14 protein-coding genes are annotated in these 18,203 nt (G+C 71.3%); 7 read left to right on the top strand and 7 right to left on the bottom strand.

What is annotated here, in order from left to right; all coding sequences use genetic code 11:
• Position 1 precedes the first annotated feature (1 nt).
• Both xylB and ACFWN2_RS00380 read left to right on the top strand, forming a co-directional pair.
• Complete coding sequence (gene xylB, locus ACFWN2_RS00385) at positions 2 to 1,384, top strand: xylulokinase (protein ID WP_382423917.1); 1,383 nt, start codon at positions 2 to 4, stop codon at positions 1,382 to 1,384.
• A complete protein-coding gene (locus ACFWN2_RS00380) occupies positions 1,381 to 2,520 on the top strand; it encodes an ROK family protein (RefSeq protein ID WP_382423916.1) in 1,140 nt (379 codons plus the stop codon). The genes xylB and ACFWN2_RS00380 overlap by 4 nt, the downstream gene beginning before the upstream one ends.
• Here the strand turns inward: ACFWN2_RS00380 and ACFWN2_RS00375 are convergent.
• Complete coding sequence (locus ACFWN2_RS00375) at positions 2,477 to 2,770, bottom strand: DUF6223 family protein (protein ID WP_382423915.1); 294 nt, start codon at positions 2,768 to 2,770, stop codon at positions 2,477 to 2,479. The genes ACFWN2_RS00380 and ACFWN2_RS00375 overlap by 44 nt on opposite strands.
• A 133-nt stretch (positions 2,771 to 2,903) precedes the next feature.
• On the opposite strand from ACFWN2_RS00375, the gene ACFWN2_RS00370 reads away from it, so the two are divergent.
• Positions 2,904 to 3,986 carry a sensor histidine kinase gene (locus tag ACFWN2_RS00370; protein ID WP_382423914.1) on the top strand — a complete coding sequence of 361 codons (1,083 nt, stop codon included), beginning with the start codon at positions 2,904 to 2,906 and terminating at the stop codon, positions 3,984 to 3,986.
• Positions 3,983 to 4,648 carry a response regulator gene (locus ACFWN2_RS00365; protein ID WP_382423913.1) on the top strand — a complete coding sequence of 222 codons (666 nt, stop codon included), beginning with the start codon at positions 3,983 to 3,985 and terminating at the stop codon, positions 4,646 to 4,648. Before ACFWN2_RS00370 ends, ACFWN2_RS00365 begins: the two co-directional genes overlap by 4 nt.
• On the opposite strand, the gene ACFWN2_RS00360 is transcribed toward ACFWN2_RS00365, so the two are convergent.
• A complete protein-coding gene (locus ACFWN2_RS00360) occupies positions 4,603 to 8,718 on the bottom strand; it encodes a BTAD domain-containing putative transcriptional regulator (protein WP_382423912.1) in 4,116 nt (1,371 codons plus the stop codon). The two genes, ACFWN2_RS00365 and ACFWN2_RS00360, sit on opposite strands and share 46 nt — an antisense overlap.
• 97 nt (positions 8,719 to 8,815) lie before the next feature.
• On the opposite strand from ACFWN2_RS00360, the gene ACFWN2_RS00355 reads away from it, so the two are divergent.
• Both ACFWN2_RS00355 and ACFWN2_RS00350 read left to right on the top strand, forming a co-directional pair.
• Complete coding sequence (locus tag ACFWN2_RS00355; RefSeq protein ID WP_382423911.1) at positions 8,816 to 9,340, top strand: LuxR C-terminal-related transcriptional regulator; 525 nt, start codon at positions 8,816 to 8,818, stop codon at positions 9,338 to 9,340.
• Between the two features lie 10 nt (positions 9,341 to 9,350).
• Positions 9,351 to 10,274, top strand: a complete 924-nt coding sequence (locus ACFWN2_RS00350) for a peptidoglycan-binding protein (RefSeq protein WP_382423910.1) — start codon at positions 9,351 to 9,353, stop codon at positions 10,272 to 10,274.
• 1,624 nt (positions 10,275 to 11,898) lie between these two features.
• Here the strand turns inward: ACFWN2_RS00350 and ligA are convergent.
• The 4 genes from ligA to ACFWN2_RS00330 form a co-directional block, all read right to left on the bottom strand.
• Positions 11,899 to 13,890: an NAD-dependent DNA ligase LigA gene (gene ligA, locus ACFWN2_RS00345; RefSeq protein ID WP_382423909.1), complete on the bottom strand. Its 1,992-nt coding sequence runs from the start codon at positions 13,888 to 13,890 to the stop codon at positions 11,899 to 11,901.
• 86 nt (positions 13,891 to 13,976) lie between these two features.
• Positions 13,977 to 15,245 carry a hypothetical protein gene (locus ACFWN2_RS00340; protein WP_382423908.1) on the bottom strand — a complete coding sequence of 423 codons (1,269 nt, stop codon included), beginning with the start codon at positions 15,243 to 15,245 and terminating at the stop codon, positions 13,977 to 13,979.
• Between the two features lie 114 nt (positions 15,246 to 15,359).
• Positions 15,360 to 16,163 (bottom strand): alpha/beta fold hydrolase, encoded by an 804-nt coding sequence (locus ACFWN2_RS00335; RefSeq protein WP_382423907.1) that lies wholly within the window; start codon positions 16,161 to 16,163, stop codon positions 15,360 to 15,362.
• Entirely contained in the window at positions 16,163 to 16,975 is an 813-nt protein-coding gene (locus tag ACFWN2_RS00330; protein WP_382423906.1) for an LLM class flavin-dependent oxidoreductase, read from the bottom strand. Before ACFWN2_RS00330 ends, ACFWN2_RS00335 begins: the two co-directional genes overlap by 1 nt.
• 86 nt (positions 16,976 to 17,061) lie before the next feature.
• On the opposite strand from ACFWN2_RS00330, the gene ACFWN2_RS00325 reads away from it, so the two are divergent.
• The gene (locus tag ACFWN2_RS00325; RefSeq protein ID WP_382425565.1) at positions 17,062 to 17,922 is read left to right on the top strand and encodes a LysR family transcriptional regulator; all 861 of its coding nucleotides are present in this window, start codon (positions 17,062 to 17,064) and stop codon (positions 17,920 to 17,922) included.
• On the opposite strand, the gene ACFWN2_RS00320 is transcribed toward ACFWN2_RS00325, so the two are convergent.
• Positions 17,919 to 18,149 (bottom strand): hypothetical protein, encoded by a 231-nt coding sequence (locus tag ACFWN2_RS00320; protein ID WP_382423905.1) that lies wholly within the window; start codon positions 18,147 to 18,149, stop codon positions 17,919 to 17,921. The genes ACFWN2_RS00325 and ACFWN2_RS00320 overlap by 4 nt on opposite strands.
• Positions 18,150 to 18,203 lie beyond the last annotated feature (54 nt).

Here is an 18,203-nt window from a genome sequence, read left to right as displayed (position 1 = left end):
CATGACGCTCGTCGCCGGCATCGACTCGTCCACGCAGTCCTGCAAGATCGTGGTCCGCGACGCCGAGACGGGCCGTCTCGTCCGGGAGGGACGCGCGTCCCACCCGGACGGCACCGAGGTGCACCCTTCTCACTGGTGGAGCGCGTTGCGGTCGGCGCTGTCCGACGCGGGCGGGCTCGACGACGTCGCGGCGCTCAGCGTCGCGGGTCAGCAGCACGGGATGGTCTGCCTCGACGACGACGGCGAGGTCGTGCGGGAGGCGCTGCTCTGGAACGACACCCGTTCCGCGGCGGCGGCCGCCGACCTCACCGCCGAACTGGGCGCACAGGAGTGGGCGACGCGGATCGGACTGGTGCCGGTCGCGTCGTTCACGATCACGAAGCTGCGCTGGCTCGCGCAGCACGAGCCGGACAACGCCAAGCGCACCGCCGCCGTCTGCCTGCCGCACGACTGGCTGACGTGGCGGCTGCGCGGCACCGGTGCGCTCGCCGACCTGGTGACGGACCGGTCGGACGCGTCGGGCACCGGTTACTTCGACTCGGTGTCGGGTGAGTACGCGCCTGACCTGGTCTCGCTGGCGCTGGGCCGCTCCGACGTGGTGCTGCCGCGCGTCCTCGGTCCGTCGGAGTTCGTGGACGGGCCGTTCCGTCTCGGCGCGGGTGCCGGGGACAACGCGGCGGCCATGCTCGGCGTGGGCGGCGGCAAGGACGTCGTGGTGTCGCTCGGCACCTCGGGCGTCGTCACCGCGACCGCCGAGGTCCGCGCGTCGGACGCGTCCGGCATCGTGGCGGGGTTCGCCGACGCCACGGGCCGCTACCTGCCCCTCGCCTGCACCCTCAACGCCGCCCGCGTGCTGGACGCGACCGCCCGCATGCTGGGCGTCGACCTCGCGAAGCTCAGCGACCTCGCCCTGTCCGCCAAGCCGGGCGCCGAGGGCGTCGTGATGGTCCCGTACCTGGAAGGCGAGCGGACGCCGAACCTTCCCGACGCCACCGGTGCGCTGCACGGCCTGACGCTCACCAACGCCACGCCGGCGAACATCGCGCGTGCGGCGGTCGAGGGCATGCTGTGCGGTCTCGCGGTCGGCCTCGACGCGTTGGCCGAGCAAGGCGCCGACGTCAGCGGCGTGCGGCTCGTGGGTGGAGCGGCGGCGTCCAGGGCCGTGCGGGAGATCGCGCCGATGGTGTTCGGCGTGCCCGTGACGGTGCCCGCGCCGGGTGAGTACGTGGCGGACGGCGCGGCACGGCAGGCGGCCTGGACGCTCACGGGTGCGGCGACGCCTCCGGAGTGGACGCTGGCGGAGAGCACGCGGTACGAGGCGGACGCGGTGCCGGAGGTCCGGGCGCGGTACGGGGACGCGGCGCAGCGATACCTGAGTCGATGACCACCGTCGACCACCTGAGGCAGGTTCGCCTCGGCAACCTGCGGACGGTGCTGCTCGCCCTCGTCGACCGCCCCGGGTCGCGGGCAGACCTCGCGGCCCGCACCGGCCTCACCAAGGCGACGCTCGGCAACCTCACGGAACCGCTGCTCTCCCAAGGGATCCTGGTCGAGGAACCCGCCACGCTCGCGGGCATGGGCAGGCCGTCCAAGCCGTTGCGCTTCCACCCGGAAGGCCCGGTCGCGGTCGGCGCGGAGATCAACGTCAGCCACCTCGCCGTCGAGACCCTCGGGCTCGACGGCGAGACGCTGGAACGCCGTCTCGTGCCCGCCGACATGCGCAAGGCCTCGGCGGACGAGGTGCTGGACCGCGTCGCCGCGCTGATCCGCGAGGTCACCGGCCCGCGCAAGCTGCTCGGCGCGGGCCTCGCGATCCCCGGCGTCGTGCACGACGGCCTCGTCATCAGGACCCCGAACCTGCCGAAGCTCGTCGGCTCGCCACTGGCCGAAGCCCTGGGCCGGCGCCTCGGCCTCGACGTCGTGCTGGACAACGAGGCGAACCTCGCCGCCCTCGCCCATCTGTGGCCACGCCACCTGGCGGGCGAGGACTTCGTGCACGTCACGGCGGACGTCGGCATCGGCGCGGGCGTGGTGCTCAACGGCGAGGTCTACCGCGGCGTCAGCGGGTTCGCCGGCGAACTCGGGCACGTCGTCATCGAACGCGACGGCGTCCCGTGCACGTGCGGCAGCCGTGGCTGCGTGGAGCGGTACGCGGGCCTGGACGTCATCCTGCGCGAGGCGGGACGGCGCACGCTGAACTCCCTCCGCAAGGCCCTCGACACCGGCGACCCCAAGGCCGTGCTGGCGGTGCGTCGAGCGGGTGAGGCGCTCGGCGTCGGCCTCGCGACGCTGATGAACCTCTTCGACGTGCCGACGGTCGTGCTCGGCGGCAGCTACGCCGTGCTGCACGAACACCTCAGCGCCGCCGTTCAGTCCGAAATGGACGGACGGGTGCTCGCGGGCGGCGAACGGCACACGCGGCTGATCTCCTCACCGCTCGGCGAGTTCGCGGTGGCACGGGGAGCGGCAGGGCTCATCACGAGGCGTGCGGTGCAGCAGCCCGAGCGGCTCTTCGCCTAGCCAGCGCACCGAGCACGACGGCGACGAGGCCCACCACCAGCGACACGTAGCCGCCGACGATCCCGTAACCGGTGCCAGGGCCGCCTTTCGCCATCAGCACGACCACGAGCCCGACCACGGCTCCCACGCCACCCAACGCAACGGCCCACCACCCCCGTTTGAGCGCCGCCAAGCCCAGCGCACCGACAACGATCCCGACCAACGACCACACGCGACCGGCCGTCATCTCATAAGCAGCGGAAAGCAACATGGACACGAGCCTGCGCCGTCACGGGCCACGGGTCGTCGTGCGGCCGCAGACACCTGACTACTGCGCCCGCGGTAGTCGAAACATCCTCCCCGCGCACGATCTACCAGCGCGAACGGGGGTTTAGGGTACACGCATGAGCAACCGCCGGCTCGACTGGGCGATCGCCGCGGGGGTCGCGGCGAGCCTGGTCGTGGCCGGACATCCCGCCACCGCACCGGGCTACGCGTTGCTGGCGCTCAGCGGGCTGGTGCTCGCGGCACGCAGGACCGCACCCGTCGCCGTGCTCGCGGCGACCGGGCTCCTCGCGCTCGGTTACCAGGCGACCGGTGCGGACGTGCCGGTGGTCGCGTTCCTGTTCGCCGTCTACTCGACGATGCGGGCGGGCCACCGCGTCGTCACGCTCGCCGGTTCCGTGCTGATGCTCGCCACGCTCCCCCTCGCCGCACTCGTCTCGCCGCGCGACCTCACGACGTACGAGGCCTTCGCGCAGACCCGGGACGTCCTGCAGATCGCGTGGCTGATAGCCGCCGCGGCGGCCGGTGAGGCCCTGAGACAGGCCGAACGACGGGCCGACGAGGCCGAACGCACCCGCGAGGAGACCGCACGCAGGCGCGCCGGCGAGGAACGCCTGCACATCGCCCGCGAGCTGCACGACTCACTCACCCACCAGATCTCGGTGATCAAGCTGCAGGCGGAGGTCGCCGTCCACCTGGCGCAGAAGCGCGGCGAGGACGTGCCCGAGTCGCTCCTGGTGATCCGCGACGCCGGCCGGGAGGCCGCCAGGGAGCTCCGCGCGACCCTCGAAGCGTTGCGGGACGACGACAAGAACCCGCCACACGGCATCAACGACGTCCCCGGCCTCGTCGAACGGGCTCGATCCACCGGTCTGGACGCCAGGCTCACGATCGAGGGCAGTCACGACGACGTCCCTGCCGCCGTCGAGCGGACGGCGTACCGGATCGTGCAGGAGTCGCTCACGAACATCGCCCGCCACTCCGCCGCCGTCTCCGCCCAGGTCCACCTCGACTACCGCCCGGACGCGTTGATCGTCCGCGTGGACGACGACGGCGAGCCGGTCGCGGGGAATCCCCTGCCGGGCGTCGGCCTGCTCGGCATGCGTGAACGCGTGACCGCGCTCGGCGGCCACCTCCAGGCGGCACCCCGCAGCGAAGGCGGATTCCGCGTGCGGGCCGAACTCCCGGTGGTGCAGCCGTGATCCGCGTCCTGCTGGTGGACGACCAGCCGTTGATCCGCAGCGGGTTCCGCGCGTTGCTGGAGGCCGAGGACGACATCGAGGTCGTCGCCGAGGCCGCGACCGGCGTTGAGGGTGTTTCCCTTGCACGCGAACACCTCCCGGACATCGCGCTGGTGGACGTCCAGATGCCGGAGATGGACGGCATCGAGGCCACCCGCCGGATCGCCGCCGACCCGGCGTTGAGCGGCACGCACGTCGTCATCCTCACCAACTACGGCCTGGACGAGCACGTCTTCCACGCGCTGAAGGCGGGCGCGGCCGGGTTTCTGGTGAAGGACGTGCTGCCGGAGGACTTCCTGCACGCCGTCCGGGTCGCGGCCCGCGGCGACGCGCTGCTGGCCCCGTCGATCACCCGCCGGTTGATCGACCGCTACGTCACCCAACCGCCTGTGCGGCAACGGAACCTCGCCCACCTCACCACCCGCGAACGCGAGGCCGTCGTCCTCGTCGCGCGCGGCCTGTCGAACGACGAGATCGCCGCGAGCATGGTGATCAGCCCGCTGACGGCGAAGACCCACGTGAACCGCGCGATGGCGAAGCTGCACGCCCGCGACCGGGCCCAGCTCGTCGTGGTCGCCTACGAGTCGGGCCTGGTCGTGCCGCAGACCTCCGAACGCGGGTAGCCCTCGGCGCAGATCCGCGCCTCGGCGTCCGCGAGCGACAGCGACCAGCGGATGATCCGCGCGTCGTTCGCGCCGGACACGAGCTCGTCCTCCCGCGTGAACGCGAGCGCCTGCACCGGACCGGCGTGCCCGGTGAGCGTCGTGCCGGCGCGCGTGCCGAGGTCCCACACGACGACCGCGTCGTCCTCACCCCCGGACGCCAGCGTGGTGCCGGACGGGCTGAACGCCAGCGCCACCACCGGAGCGGAGTGCCCGGTCAGCGTCATGAGCTCGGCGCCCGTGGCCACGTCCCACACCTTCACCGTCCGGTTGGCTCCGGCCGTCGCGAACCTCGTGCCGTCCGGGCTGACCGCGACGTCCCGCACGTCGCCCTGGCCCGTGCTGACCCGCCGTTCGAGCCTGTCGGAAGCCAGGTCCCACAGCATCGCGCCGCCCGCCGGGTCGGTGGAGATCAGCAGGCGGCCGTCCGGCGTGAACTCGACGGCGCTCGCGATGTACGGGCCGCCGGAGAGCGGTTTCTCCTTCAGCTCGGGCAGACTCCAGCGGAACCGGCCGAGCGACGCGGCGACGATCCCGCGCCCGTCCGGCTGGTACGCGATGTCGGTCGAGGCGCCCAGACCGCTGTAGGACAACGACGACACCCGTTCGCGCCGGGCGACGTCCCAGATCGACACCGCGTGGTCGCGGGTCAGCGCGGACAGCCGGGAGCCGTCCGGGCTGAACGCCACCGACTCCACCCGGTCGGAGTGACCGTCCAAAGTGGCCAGTGCGGTGCCGTCGAGATCCCACAGCCGCACGGTCCTGTCGTCTCCGGCCGATGCGACCAGGCCTTGGTGCACGGCGATGTCGTTGATGCCGTCGGCGTGCCCGGTGAACGGCGGCACCGCCTCCTCGCGCACCGCGACGATCCGGCCGTAGCCGCCGGAGACCAGGAGCGTGCCGTCGCGGCCGAGCGCGATCGCCCTGGACTCGGTGCGGCCGCGGTCGCGGTAGGTCGTGACGGGACGGCCGGCGCGGACGTCCCAGATGGTGATGAGCCCGTCCTCGTCCGCCACCGCCATCCGGCCGCCCACCGGCGCGGACGCCTCCCACGCGTACGCGCCCTGCTTCGGCAGCTCGGACAGCAGCTTTCCGTTCGCGTCCCAGAACTTCACGCCGTCGCGCAGGCTCGCGGTGACGATCGCCGGGCCGTCGAACGCGACGCTGCCGACCTCCAGCGCCCCGATCTCACCGACCCGCGTGCCGGAGACGACGTCCCACACCTGCGGGTGTTCCTTGCCGTTCGCGGTGACCAGCCGCGTTCCGTCCGGGCTGAACGCCAGCGCGGTGACTTCGTGCCTGTGGCCCTGGAACGTCCGGCTGGTCCTGGAGGCGATGTCCCACACCTCGACCGCGCCGCCGGCGACCCCGACCGCGAACGACGTGCCGGACGGGTGGAACGCGAGCCCGGCGGTGAGCACGTCGAACTGGTGCGAGAACACGGCTTCACCGGCCGTGAGGTCCCACACCACCACGTCCCCGCGGCTTCCGGCCAGTGCGGGCAGCGACGCGGTCGAGGCGAGGAACCTGTCGTCCGCGCTGAACTCGGCCTGCCGGGCGTACCCGCCGTCGGTGAACGCGTTGTGGTCGGCCAGCAGGAGTTTCCGCGAGCGCGTTCGCAGGTCCCACAGCGTGACGTGGCCGTCGCGGTCGGCCGTCGCGATCACGTCGCCCTTGTGCGACACGCTCACGTCGAGCACGGGCGGGCCGTCCGCGTTGAGCTCGATGCGCCGGCGTGGCGCGGACGCGGCGCTCAGGAGGGCGCCACGGGTGTCGTCGTCCGCGTGCAGCCGGTGGGCGGAGACGGCGAGCTGCCCGGCCAGGTCGGGTGCCGTGTCGACGAGGCCCCTGGCGGACAACGCGAGCTGGTGCGCCTGCTCGATCCGTTGCTGCAGCCGGGCTTCCCGCGACTGCCACCACGCGACGCCACCACCGCCCGCCGCGAGCAGGAGCAGCACGCCCATGATCGCGACGAGTCTCGTGAGCAGCCTGGTGCGCCGCTTCACGGTCACCTGCTCGGCCTCGTCGCGCGCGCGGCTCGCCCCGAGGAACGCCTCCTCCGCCGCGTTCAGCTCGCCGGGGTGGTCCTGGGCCCAGGCGGCCGCGGCGACGAGCTGGGCGCCCCGGTAGAGCGCGCCCTCGTCGCGGTCCAGCTCGGTCCAGGTGTCCGCGGCGGCCGTCAGCCTGCGGTGCACCAGCAACGTCGAGCGGTCGTCGAACAACCAGCGCTGCAACCGGGGCCACGCGCGGATCAGCGCTTCGTGAGCGATCTCCGCCGTGTCCTCGTCCAGGACGACCAGCCGTTCGGCGACCAGACGGCCGAGCACGCCGTTGATCACCTCGGGCGCGGCGATGCCGTCGAGCTCGGCGCGGCGGATCGGCCTGCGGGTGTCCTCGGTGCCGTCGCCGAACGCGGTGAGCCGCACCAGGATGCGGCGCATGGCCTGCTTCTCGGCGTCCTCCAGCTCGTCGTAGGCGCGTTCGGCGGTCTGCGCGATCGCCCCGCGCACCCCGCCACCGGCCCGGTAAGCGGCCAGGGTCAGCTCCGCGCCGGACCGCTGCCACGTCTCGACGAGCGCGTGCGACAGCAGCGGAAGCGCGCCCGGTGCGGTGTCCACGTCGGCGAGAACGGTCGCGAGCAGGTCGGACGCGACGGACAGCCCGCTCATCGCGGCCGGGCGCAGGACGATGTCCCTCAGGTCGGCGGCGGAGGGCGGCCCGACCAGCACGGTCGCCTCGTCCGCCAGCGCCTGCACCAGGCCGGGGTGCTGCGTGACGTGAGCGAGGAAGTCGGCGCGGACACCGAGCACGACCCGTGTGCGGCGGTGCGGTCCCTGGGCTGCGTCGAGCAGCACCCCGATGAACTGTGAGCGTTCACTTTCGTTGGTGCACAACGTGAACAGCTCTTCCAGCTGGTCCACCACGAGCAGCACGCGCACGTCGTCCGGGCCGTTCGCGAGCGCGTTGCGCACCTCGACGTCGAACGCCGACGGGTCAGCGCCGATGTCTGGCCGTTTGCCGGTGATCGACGCGAGCGCGTTCGTCAGCGCTTGAACCGGGTGCGCGGTCGGCGTGATGACGACGGGCCGCCAGGTCGCGTCGAGCCCGCCGACGACACCGGCGCGCAGCAGCGAGGACTTGCCGCTGCCGGACGCCCCGAACACGCCGACGACCGGATGCCGTTCGATCCGGCGCGTGACCAGGTCGACGAGGTCGCCACGGCCGAAGAACCACGGGTGGTGCTCCGGCTGGTAAGCCATCAAGCCGCGGTACGGGCAGTCCGCGCGGGCGGGCTTAGGCGGCGCGGGTTCGTGCAGCGGCGCGCCCTGCAGCATCGTCTCGTGCAGGCCGCGCAGCTCGGCGCCAGGTTCGATGCCGAGGTCGCCGACGAGCCGTTCGCGGGCTCTCCGGAACACCTCCAGCGCTTCCGCCTGCCGTGACGCGCCGTAGAGGGCCGTCATCAGCTGCGCGTGCAGGGGTTCCCGGTAGGGGTTCGCCTCCGCCAGCTCGGCCAAACCACCGATCACCTCGGCGTGCCGGCCCAGTGCCAGCTCGGCGGTGGCCCTCGTCTCAGCGGCACGCAAACGGGCTTCCTGAAGCCTCGCGGCGAACTGGTCGGCCAGGTCGGGGTAGGCGGCGCCCCGCCACAGGCCGAGCGCCTCCGTGAGCAGTTCAGCGGCCTTGGCGGGGTCTCCTGCCGCGAGTGAGCGTTCACCGTCCGCGGCCAACCGGCGGAACACGTCCGCGTCGAGCTCGCCGGGTTCGGTCCTGAGCTCGTACCCGTCCGGCTTGCGGGTGATCCGGTCGGCGAGGCCGAGGCCGCGCTTGAGCTGGTGGACGTACAGCCGGACGTTCTCCTGCGCGGAGGCCGGCGGCCGCTCCCAGAGCGCCTCGATCAGCCGCTGCGGGGAGACGGGCGTGTTCGCGTGCCGCAACAACATCGCGAGCAGGGTGCGCTGCTTCGCGGACCGCAGCGGAACCTCGTTCTCCCCCGCCATGACGACGACCGGACCCAGCACCCGGAACCGCACGCACCCTCCCCCGATGATCGGCGGAACGGTAACAACGACCTGCCGTTATACGCACCCGATACGCGAAAATACGGTCCTGTCCCGACTGTTCCGGAACGTGCGAACCATCCACGTCTCGCTGTCGCTGCGCAGCGCGTTGCTGACGGACAAGATCTCGTCCCGCCTCGCCGCCGCGCCCTGGGCCGTTCTCCGCCATCCCGCCGACGTGGTCGTCGCCGACGCCTCCGACGCCGCCGGTCCGGGCACCGTCGCCGTCCTGTCGTCGTTCGACGCCGTGGACGGCCTGGTGCGCCTCGGCGTGACCGGCCTCGTGCTCGCCGACGACCCACCGGACGACATCGTGCGGGCGGTCCACGACGTGCACCGTCACGGCGGCTGGGTCTCGCCGCGGCTGGTGTCGTCGCTGCTGCCCGGTCCCCCGCCCGCGTCGCTGACCGCTCGCGAGCGCGAGACGTTGCGACTGGTCGCCGAGGGACACGAGAACGCGGAGATCGCCGCGGCCATGTTCATCACCGTCAGCGCCGTGAAGTACCACGTGTCGAACCTGCTGCGGAAGTTCGGCTGCCGAGACCGCACACAACTGGTCTCGCGACTAGGGCGCCCGTCTGCGGTGCGTTCCTAGCGTGCTGGCCATGAGAATCCTCGTTGCCGCCCTGATCGCGTTCGGGGTGCTGATAGGTGTCGTCAGCCCTGCTCAGGCGGCCCTGCCGTCGTGGCCGAACGTCAAGGAGGGCCAGAACGGCGCGAACGTGCTGACCGCCCAGCACCTGCTGCGCCACCGCGGCTACAACATCAGCGCCGACGGTGACTTCGGCCCCGCCACCGAGGCCGCGGTCAAGCAGTTCCAGAGCGCCAACGGCCTCTCGGCGGACGGCCAGATCGGCCCGAACACCTGGCCGAAGCTGATCGTGAGCGTCAAGCAGGGCAACAACAGCAACGCAGTCCGCGCCGCCCAGGTCCAGCTCAACCGCTACAACTACGGCCTGGCCGAGGACGGCGACTTCGGCGGCGGCACGCACAGCGCCGCCGTGGCGTTCCAGAAGTCGAAGAGCCTGACCGCAGACGGCATCGTCGGCCCCAACACGTGGCAGACCCTCGTGGGCGGCGCGGGCTCGGGCGGCGGAGGCGGCGGCACCTACAGCCTCCCGCTCGCCAAGAGCGCCCTGCCGCGCAGCGAGTACGACGACCCGCACCACGACTACCCCGCCATCGACCTGCCGGTGAACAGCAAGCCGGCGTACGCGATGGTCACCGGCACCGCCTACCGCATCAACGAGCCGAGCGGCTGCGGCAACGGCCTGCGGATCGTCAAGAGCGGCGTCGACTACATCTACTGCCACTTCTCGTCGTGGTCGGTCTCCAACGGCGCGTCCGTCAAGGCGGGCGACCGCGTCGGCACGACCGGCAACACGGGCAACTCGACGGGCCCGCACCTGCACATCGCGATCAAGATCAGCGGGACGTCCTACTGCCCGCAGAACTTCCTGCTCGCCATTTACGACGGCCGGACGCCTCCGGCGCCCTCGTCGCTGCCCCGCACGGGCTGCTTCTACTGAGCCCCGCTCCTGCTCGCCACGTCCGGGGACGCCTCGGACGTGGCGGGCAGGAGCGTCTTTTCGCCGTCGCCCGGCTCCGCCCGCGTGGCGCGAGAGGTGGGCGGTGGGTGGTGGGCGGTGGGGCTGATGTTTGGGACTACGAACGCCGCCAGGTCTCCGCAACCTGTGATGTGGGGCGGTGTTTAGCGACCTGTGACGTGGGCGGTGCGTCGCAACGTGTGACGTAGAACCGTGTTTCGCAACCTGCGACCTAGTCGGTGCGTCACGACCTGTGCGTCGCGGCCTGTGACGCGAACCGTCACCCACAAGGGCGAGAGTTGGCTGACAGGTCCAAGGTTGGCCGTGAAGTCCAGCGTTGGCCTGCAGGTCCTGGTTTTCGCGGAGTTCCCGGCACACGGTGAGCGACCACACAGATCATTCCGGAAACACTTCGGGCACCACACCCGTTATACGTGTTGGTCGGTGCGATCCGTGTCCCCCGGGCCTCACCTCAACGCCTCCGCGGAGCACCATTCGCTGGTACCGCGCAGAGCCACTCGCCGAGAGGCGACCGATCGCACCGGCCTCACCGAACTCGCCCTCAAGCCGTCGGCCTCCCCGACAGGCGGCTTGAGGGCGTCCGGTCGGCGCGGACCTCTCCTGCCGCGCCGACCACCCGTTTGTCGTTGTGCGGGAAGGTCTTCGTCCGTTCGGACGGTGACCCGCCACACAGCTTCCCCTGGAACACAACAGAACCCCGCGCCGTTGTACAGGTTGGTCGGTGCGGAACGAGTCCCCGGGCCCCAACACAATCGCCTACGCGGAATACCGTTCAGCAGGAGCCGCGTTGTGCCCACCGCCGAGAGGCGACCGCCGCACCGACCACAAGCTCCGCCCTCAAGTTGCTACCCCCCAGACGACTTGAGGGCTTCCTGCCGGCGGGAACGTGCCCTCACCCCCAAGAGGGAGTCCACGGTTCCGCCGGCTCCACCCTCAAGTCGTCACCCCCCGGCGGCTTGAGGGTCCTCAACTTCGGGAACAGCGATTCCCTTGCACCACAGGTTGATCAGCATTACGCGCGGTAAGCGAGCACACAGGACCCCTTGGAACACAACAGAACCCCGCTCCGTTGAACGGGGTGGTCGGTGCGGAACGAGTCCCCGGGCCCCAACACAATCGCCTTCGCGGAACACCGCTTCAGCAGGAGCCGCGTCGTGCCCACCGCCGAGAGGCGACCGCCGCACCGACCACAAGCTCCGCCCTCAAGTCGTTACCCCCAAACGGATTGAGGGCTTCCCGGCCCCTAGGCTGCTGTCCTCCCCCAGGCAGCGTAGGGGCCTTTCCGCTTTGACGCGGCCGCACGCTCCGGGAAGGGCTCCTGCTCGCCGCTACCGGCCGGCGCAGGAACCTACCGGCATCGCGCGGCGGCACTGTTCAGGCAGCGTCAGGTGCCTTCCAGCGACAGGTGCAGGTTACTCAGGCAGTCTGGGGCGCGTACCGCACCTGGGTCGCCGTCAAACAGCTTGAAGCCTCCACCCCAACCGGCCCCACCCCCACGCAGCGCGGGTCCAACCCACGCAACGCGGACCCGCTGCACCGCCTGGATCAGGCGATGCCCGCCAGGGTCAGGCGATGCCCGCCGGAGTCAGGCGATGCCCGCCGCGATCAGCTTCGTCCAGATCTCGCCCTGGTCCACCACCTCGACGCCGAGCTTCTCCGCCTTCGTCAGCTTGTTCGCGCCCACGCCCTCGCCCGTGATGAGGAGGTCGGTGGTGGCGGACACCGAGGAGGCGGCGGTGGCGCCGGCCCGTTCACACATCTTCTGGAACGTCGGGCGGGTGACCTTCTCGCCTGAGCGGGGGTCGCTGATCGAGCCCGTGATGACCACGGACTTGCCTTCCAGGGGTGCGCCGGCGACGACCACCGGGGGCAGGTCCTCGTCGCGGACCTCCAGGGAGACGCCGCGTTCGCGGAGGCGTTCGATCTCCGGGCGCAGGCGGGCCAGGTGCTGGGTCAGGGACTCCGCCACCTTCTGGCCGATGTCCTCCACCGCCACGAGCTTCTCGACGCCCGCGTCCGCCACCTCCTCCAGGGAGCCGAAGCCCGCTCGGCACAGGCGGGCGGCCGTGCCTTCGGAGGCCATCGGGATCGAGAGGCCGATCAGGGCTCTGCGCAGGCCCACGGAGCGGCTGCGGTCGATCGACTCGATCATGCGCGTCGCGGAGACCTCGCCCACGCGGTCGAACTCCAGCAGGCGTTCCTTGGTCAGGGTGTAGAAGTCGGACGGGTTCACCAGGTCGCCCGTCTCGGCGAGGCGTTCGATCCACACCTGGCCGATGGCGTCGATGTCCGCGGCCGCGCGGGAGGACCAGTGGATCAGGCGGCGGACGGTCTGCGCCGGGCAGGCGGCGTTGGTGCAGAACAGCTCGCGGCTGTTGCCCTGTTCGGTGAGCGGCTGCGCGCAGGACGGGCACTCCGAGGGCGGCACGATCTCCTGCTCGGTGCCGGTGCGCTTCGACTCGTCGAGGACGCCCGCGACGAACGGGATCACGTCGCCGGCGCGGCGGACCAGGACCGTGTCACCGATCTTGATGTTCTTCGAGCGGATGACCTCCTGGTTCGCGAGCGTCGCCCGCGTGACGGTGGTGCCGCCGACGAACACCGGCTCCAGCCACGCGACGGGGGCGATCTTGCCCGTCTTGCCCACGTCCCAGACGACGTCCTTCAGCACCGTCGTCTTCTCCTCGGCCGCGAACTTGTACGCGATCGCGCCGCGCGGGGACGACGAACGGGTGCCCGCCGCGGCGAACGCGTCGCGGTTCGCCAGGCGCAGCACGGCGCCGTCGAGGTCGTAGTCGAGCGTGTTGCGGGCCGTCTCGATGCCGCCGATCAGCTCCTGGGCCTCGGCCGCGGTCGAGCAGTGCTTCATCTCCGCGACGCTGAAGCCCAGCTTGCGCAGGCCCGCGTCGAGGTCGGAGTCGGCGCTCTCCGGCTCGGTCGTCAGGTCGAACGCGAAGAACTGCATCCGCCTGCCCTCGACCGCCTTCGGGTCCTTGGCGCGCAACGTGCCTGCGGCGGCGTTGCGGGGGTTGATCAACGGCTTGTCCGGGTGGGCGGCGTTGTACTTGTCGAACGTCGAGCGCAGCATCACGCACTCGCCGCGCACCTCGACGCGGCCCGGCGCGTCCACCTTGTCCGGTACGCCATCGCACAACGCGCGCGTCAGGAACGTGACGTCGTCGCCTGTCGTGCCGTCGCCACGCGTGACAGCGCGCGCCAGCCGTCCGTTCTCGTACACGAGCGCCAGGGACAGGCCGTCGAGCTTCGGCATGACGACCACCGGCTGGCCGGGGAACCGCGAGAAGAACGACTCGACCTGCTCGGGCTTGTTCGCCTTCTCCAGCGACAGCATCGGCCGCGAGTGCCGCACCGGCGCGTGCAGCACCGACGGCGCGCCCACGTGGTCGAGCGGGTTGTCCTCCGGCGCGAGCTCGGGATGCTCGGCGACCAGACCGCGGAACTCGTCCTCGATCGCGTCGTACTCGGCGTCCGCCACCAACGGCTCGCCCTGGTAGTACGCGTCACGCAGCTCGACGATCCGCGCGGCGAGCTCCTGAATCCGATCCCCAGCACTCATGAACGGGACGTTACCCGGCACCCCTGACAAAAATGGACGGTCGCGGCTGGAGCCGCGGTCGAGTCCCCCTCAACTCACTCGAAAGCTCACTCGAACAGGCCGATCTCGTGCGCCACCGTCCCCGCCCGGTAGACCAGATCCGGGCGGTGGCGCCGGATCTCGTCGAAGTCCACCGCGCGCAACACCGCCCTCAAGTCCGTCCGGCGGTGCGGAGGATGCCGGTACCCCTGTTCGTGCAGTCGCAGCCACGCGTCCAGCACCGCGACCCGGGAGCCGTGGTCGCTGCGCGGCGTCCCGAGGCCGTCGAAGACGTCGAGCAGGCCGGGATCGTCGCCTCCCCTGCCAATGCGGTCGCAGATCTGCACCACGAACGCGCTGCTCTCCGCCACCGGTGTCTTCGCGAGCTCCCTCATGGTCTCCGCACCCACGGTGACGTCCCGGCGCAGGCAGTCCAGCACCAGGTCGGGGAACTTGTCCGACCACCACACGTAGTGCGCGGCACGCACCCACGGTTCGACCGGTGACGCGGCGAGCTCCAGCACCGCCCGCGCGTAGTGGACGTCGCGACGGCCCGGCGGCAACGCCTCCAGCACGTAGCCGAACCCGCTTCCCGCGGGATCACCGGTGAAGCGGGCCTCCATCGCCGCCTCGCGCAACGGCACGTCGCAGACCAGCCCGCTGAGGTCCACTGTGCCCGGTCCGGCCGTCCCGATGCCCAGAACCGGTGCGGGCGCCTGATCCCAGCTCACGTGCACCGACGCGACCAGCGTGCGCCAGTCCTCATCGGACAGTTGCGACCTCCAGAACGCCGCGAGCTTCGGCCAGTCCTCCACCCCGACGTCCAGCGAGGAGCACGACGGCGAGAGCACCACGTGCAGCAGCACCAGGTTCAGGGTGTGGACCGCACACCTGGCCACCGGCTGACCGGAGTCGGACGCCGCGGCGAACAGCCGCCGCACGAGGTCCGCGAGCTCGTCGCGACGCCTCGACACGTGCGCCCTCTCCTGCAGGAGCTCGATCACCGCCGGACTCGACGTCAACGGGGAGAACGACAACAGCTCCCGCAACAGGCCGTCGCCAGGTCCACCGCGCAGCAGATCGACGAGCACGTCCCACGTCAACCGGGCGACCAGGCGCTCGTCGAACGTGCCGGTGTCGCTGTCGGCGAGGTGACGGGCGTTCGCCGAGTTCCACACGTCCAGCCACGCGACCACGTCGTCGTCCGAGGACGGCACCAGGCGCAGGACGTCGGCACCCACCGGGATCTGGAGCTCACCACCCGTCACCTCGTCCAGCAGCAAGTCGCCGGCGAACCGCGCCGCGAGCACCTCGGCCCGCTCATACGTCCTACCCACCCCACCGAGTCGATCAGCGATCCGCCTTCAGGCGAGACGCGGACAGGACGACAGGTCGTTTGGGCCCGATGAACGGCACGCGCTGATCGGCCGAACGGACCAGCCGAGGCGAAGTCACGACGCCGTGTGCTCCACCAGGGCCTCGACGAACTCCGGCCACACCGGGCGCGGCAGGTCGTGCCCGACCGCCTCCAGCACGAGCAACGACGCACCGGGCACCGCGTCACGCAGCGCTTTCCCGTGCGCGAGCGGGAAGACCGGATCGAGTGAACCGTGCACCACCAAGGTGGGCGCGACGACGTCACCGAACCCAAGAACACGGGGAGCGTCGAACTCGATGCAGAAGTGGTTGGTCATCGCAGACGCCACGTTCACCGTCCGTGCGACGTCCTCGACGGCCAGCCGCCGCACGTGCTCCTCGTCGAAGTAGGGCGACGGACCCGCGTACGCGCGCAGCACCGACACGATCTTCTCCACGTCGGACGAGGCCTCCTCCGCCGACGCCGACAGGAACGCCTCGGTCATCGGCGGCAGGTCCGGGTCACCGGTCGTGGTCGCCACGAACGTCAGCGACGCCACCCGGTCCGCGTGCTCCACGCCCAACGCCAGCGCGATGGCCCCACTCATCGACCGCCCCACCACATGGGCCCGTGCGACGCCCAACGCGTCGAGGATCCCCACGGCGTCCAGCACCAGGTCGGACAACGCGTACCCCGGCCGACCCGGCGGATAGCTCACCGACAACCCGGTGTCGCGGTTGTCGTAACGGATCACGAACCGACCCCGTGCCGCGAGAGCCGTGCACAACTCCGTCTCCCACCACAACATGGACGCGCACGCGCCGTGAATCAGCAGGACCGCGGGATCCGACGAGTCCCCAAAGGTCTCAACGCACAACTCCACGCCGTTGACGTCCATCACCGCACCGCCGGTCCGTCGCGCAGCACGCCGCGCACGTGATCCACGGACAGGGAAGCCGGGTCGAACGCGGTCAGGCACCACGTGGCACCGGCTTCGACGAACGGCGTGACGTCCGCACCGGGCTCGACCTCGCAGACGTGGTCGAACGGCCCGTCACCACCGCGCAAAGCCTCCACCTGCCCCACGGCGTCCGCGAACTCACCAGCCGAGGACAGGTTCACCGGGAAGAAGCCGTCCAGGCGGGCGGCCCGGCGCAGCGGACGCGGGTTCCCGGGGAAGCCCGCGGCCCACACCGGCACTCCGGGCCGTTGCACCGGCCGAGGCAGGAAGGTCACGCCGTCCACTGTGTAGTGCTCACCGCGGTGGTGCACGGGCTCGCCGGACCACGCCGCCCGCAGGAGCTGCAGCGACTCGTCCAGCATCCGCCCGCGCACCCGGTCGTCGCACTCCTCGCCGGTCCGCGAGAACTCCCCGGCGAACCGGTCGCTGCCCAGCCCCACGCCGAGCACGAGCCGCCCGCCACCGAGCAGGTCCAGCGACGCGGTCTCGCGGGCCAGCTTCACGGGCCGCCGCCGGGTGATCGCCGAGACCATCGGCCCGAACCGCAGCGTCGAGGTGGCGGCGGCGACCGCGGCCAGGGTGATCCACGGATCGGCCACGTGCGTCACGGGCTCGCGCCACCGGACGTGGTCCCAGACGAACAGCCCGTGCCAGCCCGCCTCCTCCGCCTCGGCGGCGAGCCGGGCGACGAGCGACGGATCGGCGAGCGCGTCGAACAGCGGCAACCAAAGTGCGCATCGTGTGGTCATGACGGCAACGCTAGAAACCGGAGAGCATTAACAAAAGCGATAGATTCTGCTCAGAACAACAAGCTGTGCTTATCATCAGAGCCGTGATGGACCTCCGCCACCTCGCCACCCTCGACGCCGTGGCCACCGAAGGCACGTTCGGCAGGGCGGCGGACCGCCTCGGCTACACCCAGTCGGCCGTGAGCCAGCAGGTGGCCGCGCTGGAGAAGGCCGTCGGCGGCGCCGTGTTCGACCGGCCGGGCGGGCCGAAACCCGTCCGCCTCACGCCGCTGGGCGAGGTCGTGCTCGCCCACGGACGCGAGATCCTCGCACGGGCCAAAGCGACTGAGGACGCCGTCGAACGCTTCAAAGCGGGCGAGGGACGCGTCGACATCGGCACCTTCCAGAGCGTCACCAACGTGATCCTCCCGGCGGTGGTGCGCCAGCTCCTCACCGAGCACCCTCAGGCCGACATCAGGCTGTTCGAGGAGGAGACCGACCAGCCCACCGCCGACGGCCTCGACCTGGTCTTCTTCGACGGCCGCCTCACCGGTGACGTGGAGCAGACCAAGATCCTCGACGACCCGTACGTGCTGGTCACCCGGCCCGGCCAGTTCCCGCAGGGGCCGGTCCCGCTCCAGGCGCTGCACGGCGTCGCCATGGTCGCCCAGCCACCGATCTGCGACCAGGTCAGGATCGAACGCGTCTACGCCGACGCCGGGATCGCCCCGCTGATCGTCTTCCGCACGGCCGACAACCGCGGCGTCGTCTCGATGGTCCGCGCCGGCATGGGCCTGGCCGTGATGCCGAGACTGGCGCTGGACCTGCCCACGGACCTGCACACGCACGAGCTCGAACCGGCGCTGCCCCCGCGTGAGATCTACCTGGCCTGGCAGGCGAACCGCACGCTGTCCCCGCTGGCCACCCGCGTGATCGAGCTGACCAGGCAGGTCACCGAACGGCTCTAGTCGCGTGGTCCGCGCAACGTCAGCACCACTCGCAGCACGTGCTCGACGGCCGCCGGGAACACCGCTCCCCGCAGCTCGTCGCGGTGCACCAGGGTCTGACCGGCGAACTCGACCATGCGCTCCGGCCCGACCCGCCTGACCACCAGCGCGGCGACCTCCTCCAGGTCGAGGCCGGGGTTGTCGAGGCGAACCAGCGCGAACTCGACGATCAGCTCCTCGTCGCTCATCCGGCGACCTCCTCCCCGACTCGTCGAATTCTCCCACCGATACAGGTCGAAAAC

Origin of the sequence: Lentzea sp. NPDC058436 (assembly GCF_042721515.1) — a bacterium.
GTDB lineage: Bacteria > Actinomycetota > Actinomycetes > Mycobacteriales > Pseudonocardiaceae > Lentzea.
This window is presented reverse-complemented; position numbering and strand designations above follow the sequence as displayed.